We start from the raw sequence: 14574 nt of genomic DNA, 5'->3' as shown, positions 1-14574 counted from the left end.
AGATCCCGAAGGCCCGCACGCCGAGCGGTACTTCCCGGCGACGTCCCGTGCGAGGCGGTCCGCAGCGCTCGACGACCTTCCCTCATCGTCGGGTCCTCAGAGGACATAGACGCCAGTTCGCTTGATTGCCAGTTGGTCCAGCCGAAGAGGCATGCGCGGGGCCTTGTCCTGCGGTTGTGACACTCCGCGTTCACCGCGGTTCGGTTGCATGCACGATCGGGTGCATGTCGGCGAGTGGCATTACCGCAGGTTACTCTCATGTGGCGGGATTCGGCGCGGAAGGTCTTCCGGTTGTTCGTCGGCCGTTCGTCGATCCGGCGGTACCGGTGGTCGACGCAATGGGCGATCGGCCAGCGCGAACACCGTTCACCGCGCTTGAGTGGGGTCGGTGAGTCGGGGGCACCGCCACACCACAAGCCGTTCAACCGAGAGGAATCTGAGCAGTTGCCTGTCGACGCGCTCGACGAAGTCGCTGACCGCGCCGAGCGCGACCGTTTAGTGACCGTGTTGGCTTCGTGGGCCTCCGACCCGGGCGGATCGCCCTACCGTACCGTCGTCACACCTAGCGGCCATCGTCGTCCAGGCGTACGGCCTCCCACCGAGAGAGCTCGAGGTCGCCGAACTCGTGGCAGGTGGTCTGCCCACCGCCGAGATCGCCGCGTCGCTGTTCATCTCCCCGCACACCGTCCGCGATCACCTCAAGGCGGTCTTCGGCAAGGCGGGCGTCTCCAGCCGTGGTGAGCTCGTCGCTCGGCTGTTCTCGGTCACGTTCGTGAAGTGAAGCCGAAAGGGCGGACCAATCCGGAAACATCGCGCTCCGGGACCGATCCACCAGCGCGCCTTCTGGGCCGCCGACCTGGTCTGAACTACTTCAGGCCGGAGCGGACGAAGGCGTTGACGATCTGGCGCTGGAGAACGAGGTAGAGGGCGAACACGGGCAGGCATGCCAGCCCGGCCGTCGCCATCAGGGGACCCCAATCGTTGCCTTCGGTTCCCATGAAGCTGCGGATACCGAGTTGGACCATCGCGTTGCTGCGCTGCAGCACCAGCGCCGGCCAGAAGTATTCGTTCCACGCCTGGACGAACAGCAGAATCCCGAGCGCCGCGAGCGCGGGACGCAGGTTGGGCACCACGACCGTCCACAGCGTCGCCCAGGAGGAGCGTCCGTCGATTCTGGCCGCATCCAGCAGTTCCCTGGGGAAGCTGCGCAGGTGCTGGCGGAGCATCAGGACGCTCAACGCCGAGCACAGGGACGGGATGATCACGCCCGCGATGGTGTTGAGCACGCCGAGCTGGAACAGCAGCACGTAGTTGGGCAGCATCGACACCTGGAAGGGCACCAGCCAGGTGCCCACGAACAGCAGGTAGAGCACCTTTTTGCCGCGGAACTCCCAGACCGCGAACGCGTAGGCGGCGAAAAGGCCGGTCAGCAGCTGGCCGAGCGCGGTCACCAGGGCCACGATGAAGGTGTTCGACAGCATGAGCCCGATCGGAATCTTGCGCCACGCATCGGCGTAGTTGTCCACGGACAGCGGCCAGGGAAGCAGTGAGAGGGAGAAGACGTCGCCGGGCATCCGGAGTGAGGTCGCGTACATCCAGTAGATGGGGAGTACGCACAGGATGCCCAGCCCGCTGAGGAGCACGTTTCCCAGGATCGCCCGCGACCGGCTCCGGGATCCGACCGGGACGTCGAGCTGCTCCCGGGCCTGGTCTTCGACGCCGGTTTCCATAGTGGACATCGTCATGAACTTCTTCGCCTGCTCTCGCGGATAACTCAGTCGTCGTGGAAGCTGATGCGGTCGGCCAGCCACACCAGGAACAGTGCGACGACGCCGAATGCCGTGAAGAAGATCACGCCCGCCGCAGCGCCGAGGCCGGCCTGGTGGCTGTGGAAGCCGTAATCCCACAGCAGGTAATAGATGTGCGTGGTCGCACCCGACGGCCCGCCCTGGGTCAGGGTGTCGATCAGCGGAAACGTCCACTGCGCGCCGAGAAGCACCGTCATGAGCGCGAGAAAGACCAGGGTCGGTGACAACAGTGGCAGCGTGACCCAGCGGGTGATCTGCCAGCGGGAAGCACCGTCGAGTTGCGCCGCGGCGGAGTAGTCGTCGCTGATGCCGGCCAGGCCGGCGGAGACCAGCAGCACGGCGAATCCGAGCAGGTGCCACCCGGTGATCCCGATGATCGAGATCTGCGCGGGCACGGTTTCGTGCAGCCAGTTGACGTTCACGCCCAGCAGCCGGTTCACGGCACCGGATCCGGGGTCGAGCAGCCACTGCCACACCGCCGCGCTGGCCACCGGTGCGACCAGCATCGGCGCGAAGATCAGTGCCCGGTACAGCTCGCGGGCGGGGCCGCCGACCTGGCGGGTCAGCAGCGCGACGACCACCGGGATCACGATCGTGAACGGAAGCAGCCCGGCGATGACCAGGATGGTGTTCCACACGGCGTTGCCCAGTTCCGGTGCCCCGAGCAGCTGTTCGTAGTTGTCGGTTCCCGCCGGGACCATCGGTGATGTGGGCAGCAGGTTCCACGAGTAGAAGGACAGCTGTGCGGTCTGCACCAGCGGCCGGTAGGTCCAGATGACCAGGAGGGCCAGTCCGGGCGCCAGATAAAGGTAGGGCGGTGCCGCCCGGAGGATTCGCGCGAGCAGCGGTGCCCGCCGCGCGGCCGGTGGGGCGATGGCCGCTACGGGGGCGGGGACTTCGACGAACACGGCGTTCACTCCGATTCGGAGAGATGAGTCTGGATCATGTCCACGACCTCGGCTTCGTCGTGGTCGTAGACGAACGGCGAACCCTCGATCGGGACCGACGTGGCGGTCGCGGCATCCGCGAAGACGTCGACACGGGTCAGCCCGCCGCCGGGCACACCACGCAGACGGCCCTTCACCAGCGGGTCGATCTGGTTGGCGCACGCCGGTGACACCCAGACCGGAACGCCCGCGAGCGCACCACATCCCGTGGAGTGGTTGTGTCCGCTGAGGATGATCCGGACGTCGGTTCCGGCGATGGCCTCGCCCAGGCGTTGTGCGTCGTACATCCGCAGCAGATGCACCGGGGGCACGGCCGACGGGAGGGGTGGATGGTGGAGCGCCAGGACCGTCCCACGTGGTGCGGGCCGCTCCAGCTCCGCCCGGAGCCAGCGCAGCTGCGCGGCTTCGAGACGGCCGTCGTGGCGGCCGGGCGTGGTGGTGTCGAGGACGATGATGCGCAGTCCGCCGACCTGGTGCACGACATCGTGAGGTTCGGCCGTGGCGGCAGCCGACAGGAGTTCGGTGCGGAAGGCGCCGCGCTCGTCGTGGTTGCCCATCACGTAGATCAGGCGGGCACCGAGCCGCTCGGCGGCGGGTTCGACGATCTCGCGCAGCCTGCGGTAGGCGGCGGGGGAACCGTCGTCGGTGAGATCCCCGGTGAGCAGCAGAGCGGACACGGTGACCCCGGAGGCCGCCACAGTGGCGAGGGCGGCCTCCAGGTTGGTGAACGTGTCCACCGCGCCGTGCTGGAGTTCACCAGCGGGAAGGATGTGGGTATCGCTCAGCTGGATCAGGGTGAATTCCGGATCCGGAACTCCAGCGCTCATCGGGTGGATCAGCCCTTCGGCAGGAGGCTCGACGCCTGCTCCTGCGCCGTGCGCAGGGTGGCCGCCGGGTCCGCGCCCTGGTAGACGCTCTTTTCCACGGCCGCCATCATCCCGTCGCGGATCTGCTGGTAGTTGACGCCGGGCATGGAAACCCAGGGCTCCATCCGGGCCAGCTGCTCGATGTTCGGCCGCAGCAGCGGGTTCTGGTCGGCCCACGCCTTCAGGCCCTCGGGGTCATCGAGCAGGCCGGTGCGCAGCGGCAGGTAGCCGATCTTGCTGGAGATCTTCTCGTAGGCCTCGGGGCTGGTCAGGAACTTGATCAGTTCCCAGGACGCGCGCTGTTTGGCCGGGTCGTCGGACAGCACGAACAGCGACGCGCCCGAGTTGGTCGGGACCGTGGCCTTGCCGTCGAAGCCCGGCATGGGCGCGGCACGCAGATCCCACTTGCCCTGCGCGGCCTTCTCGAACTTGCTCTGCAGAGCGCTGGATTCGAGGATCATGCCCATCTCGCCGCGGCCGAAGCCTTCGTAGCCCTGCTGCTGGCTGAGTACCGGCGTCGCACCGGTGGCGACCATCTGCTGCGCCATCCGCACGACGTCGACGGAGGCCGGGTCGGCGAAGGTCAGCGTCTTGCGGTCCGCGGAGAGGACGCGCCCACCGTTGGACCGCACCATGGACTGGAAACACCAGTCCTTGGCAGCCTTGGTCAGGCAGTCGGCGTAGGCGCCGTCCTTGCCCGTGGCGGCTTTGACGGCCAGTGCCGCCCGCTCGACCTCGGCCCAGGTCGCCGGCGGCTTCGCCGGGTCGAGCCCGGCCTGCTGGAACAGCGTGGCGTTGTAGTAGAGCACGGGGGTGGAGAACACGAACGGCACGCCGTAGGTCTTGCCGCCCAGGTCGCCGAGGACCCGCGCGGACTTGTCGTAGGAGTGCCGGGGACCGTCGAAGTTGGCCTGCACGGCCTCGCGTCCGACCAGGTCGTCCAGCGGCTTGGCGCGGAGCTGGTTGATGGTGAAGTCGAGCTCGCTGAAGCCGAGCTGCGCCACGTCCGGAGGGGAGCCGGCCATCATCTGGTTCTGCACGCTGGAGACGGTGTCCGACACCGGGTTCGGGCTGTTGCCCTGCGGTTTCTGTGCGGTCACCTTGATGTTCGGGTGCTGCCGCTGGAACTCGCCGATCAGTTCGTTGAACGTGTCCGTCCAGGCCCCGGCCTGCCCGAAGTTGTAGCTTTCGAACACGATCGAGACCTGCTGGTCCGGCCGCAGCTCGGGAACCGGGCCGACGGGATCGGCCGACCTGGGATCAGTGCTGCCCAGGCCTCCGATTCCGCATGCGGACGTGGTCAGTGTCAGCGCGGCGGCAGCCACGAAGCCGCCGAGTGTGCGCAATTTCTTCATCGGGAATCTCCTTGTGTGCGGGGAACTCAGCCGGTGCTCCGGGCTGGTCGGGACTGCGTCAAACGGCGGGGGCGTCGAGTTCTCGGGGCACGACGGCCACCTCCGGCTGCGGATCGCGCCAGACCAGGCGGCGGCCGGTGGCCGGGTCGAACAGGTGGGTCCGGTCCGGGCTCGTGGTGAAGGTGACGTGTTCGCCCACGTGCAGCCCCAGGGGACGCTGCCCGCGGGCGACGAGCCGGGCCCCGCCGGCTGAGCACACGGCGACCTCCTCGTTGCCGAGGTTTTCGACCGCCTCGACGACACCGCGGAACTGCGGGCCATCGGGTGCGTGCCGACCGACGATCGTCAGGTGTTCGGGGCGAACGCCGAGCACGACGTCGCGGGTCGGGAAGTCGCCTGCCGGGTGGTCCAAGGGGACGTCGATGTCGTGGGCCGTGACGTGCACCCGGCCGGCGCGGCTTTCCACCCGGGCGTCGATGAGGTTCATGGGGGGTGATCCCATGAATCCGGCGACGAACACCGATTCCGGGGTGTCGTAGACCTCCGACGGCGTCCCGGCCTGTTCGAGGCGGCCCTGGTTGAGCACCGCGATCCGGGTGGCCATCGTCATCGCCTCGACCTGGTCGTGCGTGACGTAGACGAAGGTCGACCCGAGCTGTTTGTGCAACGCGGTGAGTTCGGTGCGGGTGGCGGTGCGCAGCTTCGCATCCAGATTGGACAATGGCTCGTCCATCAGGAAGGCGCCCGGATCACGGACCAGGGCCCGTCCCAGCGCCACGCGCTGCCGCTGTCCACCGGACAGTTCCTTGGGGCGGCGCTGGAGCAGCTCGCCGAGACCCAGCAGCGATGCGACCTCGGCGACCTTGGTGTGGATGTCCGCGCGGGACCAGCCGCGGGTGCGCAACGGAAAGCCCAGATTCCGGGCGACGGTCAGGTGCGGGTAGAGCGCGTAGCTCTGGAACACCATCGCCAGGTCGCGGTCCTTCGGCGCGACGTGGGTGATGTCGCGGTCGTCGAGGAGGATTCGCCCGGCGCTCGGCGGGAGCAGCCCGGCGATCATCCGCAGCAGCGTCGACTTCCCGCACCCGCTCGGTCCCAGCAGCACCACGAACTCGCCGTGGCTGATGTCGAGCGAGACCGAGTCCACGGCGGCGGTAGTGCCACGCCGGGCATTTCCGAACCTTTTGGTCAGTCCCTCAAGTCGGATTCGGCTCACTGGTGGTCTTACCTTCCGGTTGTGGATCGGGGCCAGACGCGTCGCGGTGCCGTTGTCGAAAGCCCCGTGGTTTCGTGAAGGCCGTCCACCCGCGTCGTTGCGCCGACGGTTTGGTCGGGGTGCGGCCACGGCGCAATTCGAACATGGCCGTGTGGACTTCCGGTGAACGCCCAGGAATCTTCGGATTCCGCGGGAGGTCCCAGGAAGAAGCATCGTCATCCCTGGTCAGGGTTGATTGGAAGGGCTGCACGGCCGATTCGTGCTCGCGGCGGCGGCGCAGGCACGGCGGCGGTGAGCCCGTGATCGGCATCTTCAATCGAGCGAGACGAAGATCGTTCTTGACGTCCTCGCCGGGCATGGCCGGCGGGTCGGCGATTATCGCCTGATAGGAGATACCGATTCGGATGAGCGGTGAAAATCCTTGTCGCGGTGGACGATTTCCGGAAAGATCCCTGGAATCGCCGTTACGTCGTAGCGGACCGGGTATTCACAGGAGGGAAAGAGGATGCGGCTTACCGTGCTGGGTTGCCGGGCGGGAATGCCGGCCGATGGCCAGGCGAGTTCGGGTTATCTGCTGGAGACCGGGACGAGTCGCCTGTTGCTGGACTGCGGGCCGGGAATCGCCACCGCGCTCAGTTCGGTCACCCGGCCGGCGGGCCTGGACGGCATCGTGATCAGCCACTTCCATTCCGATCACTGCTACGACCTGCTGCCCATCGGCAAGTCGCTGCTCAGCGGCTTCGCCCACGAGCCGGGGGCGCGTGCCGACAAGCTCGCCGAGACCGGCTTCACCCCCGTTCCGCTGTTCGTCCCCCGCGGATCCGGTGACCTTTTCGCGCGGTGGGCCGGGTTGTTCCCGGTGCGGACCTTCCCGTTGCTGGACAAGGCTTTCGAGGTCGCCTTCGACGTTCACGAGTACGAACCGGGTGACTCCTGTTCCGTGGGAGACATCGGCCTGACGATGCACGAGATGCGGCATGCGATCCCGAACTGCGGGATCCGCGTCGAGTCCGCGGCGGCGACCTTCGCCTACACCGGGGACACCGGGATGACCCCCGCGCTGTTCGACCTCGCCGCAGACGTGGACGTGCTGCTCGCGGAGGCGACGCTGTCCGCCCCGGACACCGGCGATCACGGACACCTGTCCGGCTTCGACGCGGGCGTCGTGGCCGCGAAGGCAGGGGCGGGCCGGCTGGTCCTGACCCACTTCACGTCGACCGACGAAACCTGGCTGGAGGGCCTGCGTTCCGCCGCGGCGGATACCTTCGACGGGCCGATCGAGCTCGCGGCCCCCGGTGTCAGGATCGACATCGGCGCGTAGCACTGCCGGGCCGGTGCCGAGCGGTCCGGACCGCTCGGCACCGGCCCGGACAAGCCGCGCTGCGAAACCGGCTCCGACGCGGTGTGTCGAAAGTCACCTGCGGTCGCGCATCCAGCGGTTTCGGTTTCCGGACGCGACCTTGACCTGTTGCCACTGACAACGGTTCATCAGGTGTTCCCCGAAGCCGGTTACCGTCCTGCGGTGCACAAAGCTGTTCGACAGCGCGCCCCGGGGGGCAACGTGGAGTTCCGACACCTTGAGTCCTTTCTCGCGATCGCCGAAGAACTGCACTTCGGGAGGGCCGCGGCCAGACTGCACCTGGCGCAGCCTTCGCTGAGCCAGCAACTGCAGCGACTGGAACGCAGCGTGGGTGCCGAGCTGGTCGCCCGCACGTCGCACGAGGTGCGGCTGACCCCGGCAGGCGAGGTCTTCCGGGAACAGGCCCGCGCGATCGTGATGCAGGCGCACAAGGCCGCGCAGACGGCGCGGGAGGCTGCGGCCGGGCGGTCGGGAACCATCAACGTCGGATACAACTTCGCGGCCGGGCAGCACGTTCTTCCCGCGGTTCTGGGGAAGATGCACGCCGAACACCCGACCGTCGGGGTCACGCTGCACGAGATGCGCACCGGTCCCCAGCTGCAGGCCCTGCGGGCAGGCGACGTCGATGTCGCCATGGTGTACGGGCGCCCGGTCGGCAGCGAGTTCGAAAGTCGCCCGTTGGCGCAGTTTCCGCTCGTCGCGGTGGTCGGGCCGAACCACAAGTGGGCCGGCCGGCCGGGAGCCTCGTTCAGCGAGCTCGCTCACGAGCCGTGCATTCTCTTCGGGCGCGAGCAGTGTCCCGCCATGTACGACGCGATCTACGGTGCGGCGTCCACCAGCGGGATCGCCCTGAACATCGAGTACGAGATCGACGATCCGGGTGCCGTGGCGATCATGGCGTCGGTCAAACCGGTCGTCGGTTTCGCTTCCGCCGTGCGGGGAAGGCACGTCTGCGGGAGCGTGCGGACGGTCCCGGTGCGGTTGTACGACCCGGTGCCCACCATCGACCTCCACATCACGTGGCTGAGCGGGAGAATGAGCCCGCTGACGGAGTTGTTCCTGGACTGCGTCGAGTCACGGGACGCGGTGCCCGGAGAGGAACCGCTGCAGGTATAGCTTTCCGGCTGCACGTGTGATCGTTTCCGGTCATTCATGCCGATAGGCCGGAACAATCGCCCGATGCCCGTCCGCTGACACGGTTGACGCTTTCCGGTCCGAGGTAGAAGCATTCGCTCTGACGAAGTTCGGGTCTTCATGCGAATCCGGAGGACGGCACTCGTGGGGCAGCAGCTGAAACAGGACGTTTTCGAAGGGTTCGCGCCCTATGTGGGCTCGCCGGGCGGGACAGGTCCCGATTACGAGAAGATGTGCGCGCACGCGAACACGATGGTGCCGTTCAGCAATCACGTGGGCACCCGGATGCTTGAGATCAGCCCGGAGCGGGGCGTCGTCGAGATCCCGGCCGGCGAGCAGATGAACAACCACCTGGGCAGCGTGCACGCGGGAGCCCAGTTTCTCGCCGCCGAACTCGCCGGGGCGATGGCCTTCGGCGGGGCTTTCGCCCCGGTGCTCACACAAGTGAAGCTGTTCATCCTGCGCAGCAGCACAGCGGTGTTCCTGAGTCCCGGGTGCGGCCGTATCCGCGCGGTGGCGACGCTGGACCCGCGAACGGTCTCGGACGTGCTGGGCGGAACCGTCTCCGGGAAGTTCGAGCTCGACGGCAAGGCCTGGCTGTACGACGACAACGACGTGGCAGTGGCGAAGTTCTACCTCGACTACGTCGTCGATATTCCCGCCGACTGACGCCGGCCGTTCGAATCGGGCGATTCGAGATCCCTATCCAGGGGCCCGCGTGGCGCCGAGACCGGAATACTGCGATCGAACCCGAACCGGACGAATTCCGGCCGAGCCGTTCGTCATACCCGTAGGGATGGTTGTCATGTCACAGGAAGCGACAAGTTTGTTCGGGCCGCTGGCGCAGTTCGGCAACGATGCCCCGGACTACGAGAAACTGCGCGAGGGCACCAACCGGATGGTGCCCTTCAGCGCGCACGTCGGCATCGACATCACCGAAATCGGGCCGGAACGCGCCGTTGCCGAGATCCCCGCGCAGGACAGAATGCAGAACCACATGGGCAGCGTGCACGCGGGCGCGTTGTTCCTGGCCGCCGACGTCGCGAGCGGTTCGGCGTTCGTCGGGGCGATGGCGCCGCGGCTGTCCAGTGTGGTCCGGTTCGTCGTCCGCGAATCCCGCTGCACCTTCCTCAAACCCGCCCTCGGCCGTATCCGCGCCATCGCCACCGTCGACGAGCGCGTGGTGTCCGGCGTGCTCGGGCGTGACACCGCCGAAAAGTTCGACATCGACACCAAGGCACTGTGCTACGACGACAACGACGTCCTCGTCGCGAAGTTCTCTTTCGACTGCGTCTGCAAGATCACCGAGGACTGACGCTGTCCGGCACCGCACTAGGGAGTACTCATGTCCGAACCCGCACGCGCCGACGACACGCCCGACGAGGACAAGCCGGTGGTAGCGTCGGGTTTTCCGGCGCTCGAAGCGATCGAGGTGACCACCGCGGACAACGCCCGGTTCGTTGTCCGCGTCCGGGCACAGGATGATCCCGGGGCTCCGGCCGTCCTCGTTCTTCCCGCCATGGCCATGAAAGCGAAGTTCTACTACCCGCTGGTCAAGGCGCTGCACGCGGAGGGCCTGTCGGTGGCCACGGCAGATCTGCGGGCACAGGGTGAAAGCACCCCATCGCTGGCGGAAAGCCCGAACTTCGGCTACCGCGAGATCGTGGAGACCGACCTGCCCGCGATCACCGAGGCCGTGGCCAAGCGCTTTCCCGAGGCGCCGCTGTACGTGTTCGGCCACAGCCTCGGTGGCCAGACAGCGCTGCTGTACGCCGCTGCGAACTCGGACCGCGTCTCGGGGCTGTGCCTGTTCGCGACGGGAAGCGTCTACTGGCGCGCGTTCCCGGTCAAACGGCAGCCGAGTGTCCTGATCGGTGGGCGCATCATCGGGCTGGTCTCCAAGCTGCGCGGTCACTGGCCGGGCGGGATGTTCGTACCCGCCCCGGTGGCCGGCCGCGTGATGACCGACTGGTGCTTCCAGAATCTGACCGGCCGGTACCGGCTGGGCGGCTCGAAGCTGGACTATGCCCCGTTGCTGCGCGAGCTGTCCGTTCCGGTGCTCGCGATCTCCTTGGACAACGACGAGCTGGGGCCGCGAACGAACGTCGACTTCCTGTGCTCGCGGATCCCCAATGCGAAGGTGACCCGCTGGCACTGGGACGAGACTTCCGGTGTGGTCGGCAATCTGGGCCACTTCGCCTGGATCAAGGACAGCACGGCGGTGGCGGCGAAGGTCGCTCCGTGGATCACCGGCGAAGCCGAGCTGTCGGCCTGACAGATCCGGTAGCAGCGCACCGCGTGAGTCACTCGCGCGGTGCGCCGTTGCGCTTTCCGGTGCCGGAACGATGGTGCGATAGGACATCCCAACCGCACCTTTGCGGAAGCGGCATTGCCCTGCCGCCCAAGGGGAAACGACAATTCAATCACGGTCGGCACGATGGCGTGTCCCATGCGGGGAAGGGTCGCCACGTGAGGACGGCTCTGCGGTCCGTGCACATGACCACGTGACTGTCCCGCATTTCCATGCCAGATCCGAGCGAACCCTCGACAGCATTGTGCTGTGTCCGAAAGCGACGGTGAAGGTGATCAGCGGTGCGGGAAAGCAGCGGCGGCCAGGGTCTGAAACTGCCCGACGATCAAGGGCTCGCCCATGTCGTGGAGGAAGGTGCCCGGCTCACACCGGACCGTCCTCTGCTCAGCAGGCGAGTCGAAGGGGGATGGCGGGACACCACCTGCCGTGAGTTCGCCGAGGATGTGCGGCGCGTCGGCCAGGCCCTGATCGGCGAAGGGGTGCGGCGCGGTGATCGTGTCGCGGTGATGGGGAGCACGAGCTACGAGTGGGTCCTGGCAGATCTGGCCGTGTTGAGCATCGGTGCCGTCTCGGTCCCGGTCTATCCCACGGCCTCCGAGGAACAGGTCAGGCACATCATCACCGACTCCGGGGCCGCGTGGTGCTTCGCCGAGACCGGGGAACAGCAGCGGGACCTGGAACGCATCGGCGGAGACTCATGGCAGGTGTGGGCCTTCGCCGAGCTGAACCTCTGGTGCGAGCGGGAGGCGTCCGGCGCCGACGGAGCCGTCTTCGACGAGCGGCGAGCGCAGGTGCGGGCGGATCACCTGGCGACCATCGTCTACACCAGCGGTACGACCGGCATGCCCAAGGGGTGCATGCTGACCCACCGCAACATGTTCGCCGCTTCCGCGGCCAGCGTCGAGCACCTCGGTGAGACGTGGCGGACCAGCGGGGGAGAGCAGGCGGCGACGCTGCTGGTGCTGCCGCTGTCGCACATCTTCGGCCGGACCATCCTGGTCGCCTGTCTTTACGCCGGAACGCGAACCGGCCTGCTGCCGGGCTTCCCGGCGCTCCTCGACGCGCTCGCCTCGTTCCGCCCCACGTTGATGGGCCTCGTTCCGTACGCGCTGGAGAAGATCCGCAAGGCGGCCCGCGCGATGGGCCTGGATCCAGCCGCGGAGCGGGTCGCGATCGAAGTCGGCCGGGCGCGCTTCGCGGGCAAGCCGATCCCGGACGAGATCAAGGCGGAGTTCACCAGGCTCGACGCGACGCTGTTCGCGAGACTTCGCGAGGCCCTCGGCGGACGGTGGACGCACGCGATTTCCGGGGGCGCATCGCTGGACGAGACGACGGCGGTGTTCTTCCGTGGGATCGGAGTGAACGTCCTGGGTGCCTACGGGCTGACCGAGGCGGCGACCGCGGTGACCATCAACCCGCTGGAGGACAACCGGATCAACAGCGCCGGCCGCCCGGTACCCGGGGTCACGGTCGCGCTCTCCGACGATGACGAAGTGCTCGTGCGCGGCCTGAACGTGACACCCGGCTACTGGCCCGGTGTCCGGGACGGCGACGCCATGGGTGTCCACGAGGAGAATCCGGGCTGGCTGCCCACCGGTGATCTCGGGCGCCTCGACGAGGACGGCTACCTCTACATCACCGGGCGCCGCAAGGAAATTCTGGTCACCAGCAGTGGCAAGAACATTTCGCCGACGCCGCTGGAGGACCGGGTACGGCTGCACCCGCTGGTGAGCAACTGCATGGTCGTCGGTGACAACCGGTCGTTCGCCACCGCGCTGATCACCGTGGACCCGGCCGCCATCGAGAAGTGGGCCGCAGCGCACGATGTGAACCTGCAAACCCCGGGCTGGGGCCGGAATCCTGCGCTGTCCGAGGAACTGAGGTCCGCTGTGGACGATGCGAACGGGCTTGTCTCGCGGGCGGAGTCGATCCGTGAGTTCCGCGTGCTGGAGGCCGACTTCACGCTCGCGGCCGGGCAGCTGACACCGTCGATGAAGCTGCGCCGCAAGGTGATCGAGCGGGATCACGCCGAGGTGATCGAATCCATGTACGCCAAGTAACTGTTCATCCGGAGCCTCCGGAGAACAAGCGGACCGGCACGGTGTGCCGTCAGGTGAACGCAATATCAATTCTGCGGGAAATTGTCCGATCCGGTCGGCCGCTGTTTGTCGTTGAATCCGATCGCGCCGATTGCGCCGGGCTATCGCGCGATGCGGGCAGGCCGTAGAGGTTGACCGCCTTTGTGCCGAGGCAAGAGTATTCGTGTGTACCGGCCGGAATGGTTTGCCGAGTTCTTCGCCCGGGTGATGACGGGAGTATTTCCACATGTACGACGTTATCGTTGTCGGCGCGCGCTGCGCGGGATCTCCACTGGCGATGCTGCTCGCCAGGCAAGGCCACCGAGTGCTGGTCGTGGACAGGGCGACTTTCCCCAGCGACACGATCTCGACGCACTTCATCCAGCAGGCCGGGCTGTCCCGCCTGAAAGAGTGGGGCCTGCTCGACCGCCTGCTGGACACCGGTGTGCCACCGATCCGCACCCTCAACTTCGCCTACACCGGCATCGACTTGAGCGGCTTCGCGGACCCCATCGACGGGCTCACCGAAGCCTATGCGCCGCGCCGCACGGTGCTGGACAAGATTCTCGTCGACGCCGCTCGTGACGCCGGCGCCGAGGTGATCGAGGACTTCGCGGTCGAGGAACTGGTCTTCGACGAGCACGGCCGCGCGGCCGGTATTCGCGGCAAGGCCGGTGGGGAGGAAGGCCTGAAGGAATTCCGCGGCTCGTTCGTCGTCGGCGCCGACGGCCGCAACTCCAAGGTCGCCGATCTCGTGCGGGCGGAATTCTACGACGTCGTGCCCGCCGCCTGCTTCGTCTACTACAGCTACTTCAGCGGGATCGAGTGGGAATTCCACCACCAGACCGATTTCCACCACCAGCAGATCGGCACGTGGCCCACGAACGACGGCCTGATGTTGTGCGCGGTCATGCGCAAAAAGGACCGGTTCCGTGAGTTCCGGGCCAATGCGGAGGAGAATTTCCACTCGATCTACGACGCCATCGTTCCCGAGCTCGGCCAGGACCTGCGGGACAACGGGAAGCGCGAAGAACAGCTGCGCCCGATGCTGTACCCGGACAACTACCGGCGCCGGTCCAGCGGTCCCGGCTGGGCTCTGGTCGGCGACGCCGGTTACCACAAGGACCCGTTCACCGGCCTGGGCATCACCGACGCGCTGAAGTACACGGAGCTGCTCGCCGAACGGCTGCACGAAGGTCTCGCCGGTGAGCGCCCGATCGATGAGGCGGTGGCCGAGTACGTCAGGCTCCGTGACGAGGACAGCCGGGGCTCCTACGCGCTGACCTGCAGCATTTCCGAGCTGGAGCTCACGCCGTACTTCGACTCCGTGTTCCGTGCGACGAGCATGAGCGAAGGGTTCAAGCGCCGGTTCTTCACCATGCTCGGCGGCGGGATCCACGGCGACGAGTTCTTCGCCGTGGATCAGCTGGAGAAGCTGTACGAAGAGGTGGACTTCCCGGCCGAGAAGCGGATTCTGTCCCCCGGCTGAGTCCGCGCTG

Annotated in this window: 13 protein-coding genes; 8 read left to right on the top strand and 5 right to left on the bottom strand. The window is 67.2% G+C overall.

The window, feature by feature from the left end; translation table 11 throughout:
- Positions 1-571 precede the first annotated feature (571 nt).
- A complete protein-coding gene (locus ABD691_RS23025) occupies positions 572-781 on the top strand; it encodes a helix-turn-helix domain-containing protein (protein WP_344683506.1) in 210 nt (69 codons plus the stop codon).
- 85 nt (positions 782-866) lie between these two features.
- Here ABD691_RS23025 and ABD691_RS23020 read toward each other — a convergent pair whose 3' ends face one another.
- From ABD691_RS23020 to ABD691_RS23000, 5 genes are read right to left on the bottom strand one after another with little or no spacing between them, the layout of a single operon-like run.
- Positions 867-1739 carry a carbohydrate ABC transporter permease gene (locus ABD691_RS23020; protein WP_344682978.1) on the bottom strand — a complete coding sequence of 291 codons (873 nt, stop codon included), beginning with the start codon at positions 1737-1739 and terminating at the stop codon, positions 867-869.
- Positions 1740-1774: 35 nt separating this feature from the next.
- Positions 1775-2716 carry a carbohydrate ABC transporter permease gene (locus ABD691_RS23015; RefSeq protein ID WP_344682976.1) on the bottom strand — a complete coding sequence of 314 codons (942 nt, stop codon included), beginning with the start codon at positions 2714-2716 and terminating at the stop codon, positions 1775-1777.
- Between the two features lie 5 nt (positions 2717-2721).
- Positions 2722-3582, bottom strand: a complete 861-nt coding sequence (locus ABD691_RS23010; RefSeq protein ID WP_344682975.1) for a metallophosphoesterase — start codon at positions 3580-3582, stop codon at positions 2722-2724.
- 8 nt (positions 3583-3590) lie between these two features.
- Entirely contained in the window at positions 3591-4976 is a 1386-nt protein-coding gene (locus ABD691_RS23005; protein ID WP_344682973.1) for an ABC transporter substrate-binding protein, read from the bottom strand.
- 58 nt (positions 4977-5034) lie between these two features.
- Entirely contained in the window at positions 5035-6192 is a 1158-nt protein-coding gene (locus tag ABD691_RS23000) for an ABC transporter ATP-binding protein (RefSeq protein ID WP_344682972.1), read from the bottom strand.
- A gap of 505 nt (positions 6193-6697) precedes the next feature.
- Between ABD691_RS23000 and ABD691_RS22995 the strand changes: the two genes are divergently transcribed.
- The 7 genes from ABD691_RS22995 to ABD691_RS22965 all read left to right on the top strand — a co-directional run bounded on the left by ABD691_RS22995 (position 6698) and on the right by ABD691_RS22965 (position 14564).
- The gene (locus ABD691_RS22995; RefSeq protein ID WP_344682970.1) at positions 6698-7513 is read left to right on the top strand and encodes an MBL fold metallo-hydrolase; all 816 of its coding nucleotides are present in this window, start codon (positions 6698-6700) and stop codon (positions 7511-7513) included.
- Positions 7514-7753: 240 nt separating this feature from the next.
- Complete coding sequence (locus ABD691_RS22990; protein WP_344682968.1) at positions 7754-8668, top strand: LysR family transcriptional regulator; 915 nt, start codon at positions 7754-7756, stop codon at positions 8666-8668.
- 162 nt (positions 8669-8830) lie between these two features.
- On the top strand, positions 8831-9355 hold the full coding sequence (locus ABD691_RS22985) for a DUF4442 domain-containing protein (protein ID WP_344682967.1): 525 nt from the start codon (positions 8831-8833) through the stop codon (positions 9353-9355).
- Between the two features lie 49 nt (positions 9356-9404).
- Complete coding sequence (locus tag ABD691_RS22980; RefSeq protein ID WP_344682965.1) at positions 9405-10001, top strand: PaaI family thioesterase; 597 nt, start codon at positions 9405-9407, stop codon at positions 9999-10001.
- 30 nt (positions 10002-10031) lie between these two features.
- Positions 10032-10961: an alpha/beta hydrolase family protein gene (locus ABD691_RS22975; protein ID WP_344682964.1), complete on the top strand. Its 930-nt coding sequence runs from the start codon at positions 10032-10034 to the stop codon at positions 10959-10961.
- 317 nt (positions 10962-11278) lie between these two features.
- A complete protein-coding gene (locus ABD691_RS22970; RefSeq protein WP_344682963.1) occupies positions 11279-13057 on the top strand; it encodes an AMP-dependent synthetase/ligase in 1779 nt (592 codons plus the stop codon).
- A gap of 265 nt (positions 13058-13322) precedes the next feature.
- A complete protein-coding gene (locus ABD691_RS22965) occupies positions 13323-14564 on the top strand; it encodes an NAD(P)/FAD-dependent oxidoreductase (protein ID WP_344682961.1) in 1242 nt (413 codons plus the stop codon).
- The last annotated feature ends 10 nt before the right edge of the window (positions 14565-14574 follow it).

Source organism: Saccharopolyspora taberi, from assembly GCF_039534165.1.
GTDB lineage: Bacteria > Actinomycetota > Actinomycetes > Mycobacteriales > Pseudonocardiaceae > Saccharopolyspora_D > Saccharopolyspora_D taberi.
This window is presented reverse-complemented; position numbering and strand designations above follow the sequence as displayed.

Bases quoted from the DNA above. Each gene is read 5' to 3' on its own strand.
- ABD691_RS22995 (WP_344682970.1), top strand. From the start codon at position 6,698: ATGCGGCTTACCGTGCTGGGTTGCCGGGCGGGAATGCCGGCCGATGGC.
- ABD691_RS23010 (WP_344682975.1), bottom strand. From the start codon at position 3,582: ATGAGCGCTGGAGTTCCGGATCCGGAATTCACCCTGATCCAGCTGAGC.
- ABD691_RS22975 (WP_344682964.1), top strand. From the start codon at position 10,032: ATGTCCGAACCCGCACGCGCCGACGACACGCCCGACGAGGACAAGCCG.
- ABD691_RS22965 (WP_344682961.1), top strand. From the start codon at position 13,323: ATGTACGACGTTATCGTTGTCGGCGCGCGCTGCGCGGGATCTCCACTG.
- ABD691_RS23005 (WP_344682973.1), bottom strand. From the start codon at position 4,976: ATGAAGAAATTGCGCACACTCGGCGGCTTCGTGGCTGCCGCCGCGCTG.
- ABD691_RS23020 (WP_344682978.1), bottom strand. From the start codon at position 1,739: ATGTCCACTATGGAAACCGGCGTCGAAGACCAGGCCCGGGAGCAGCTC.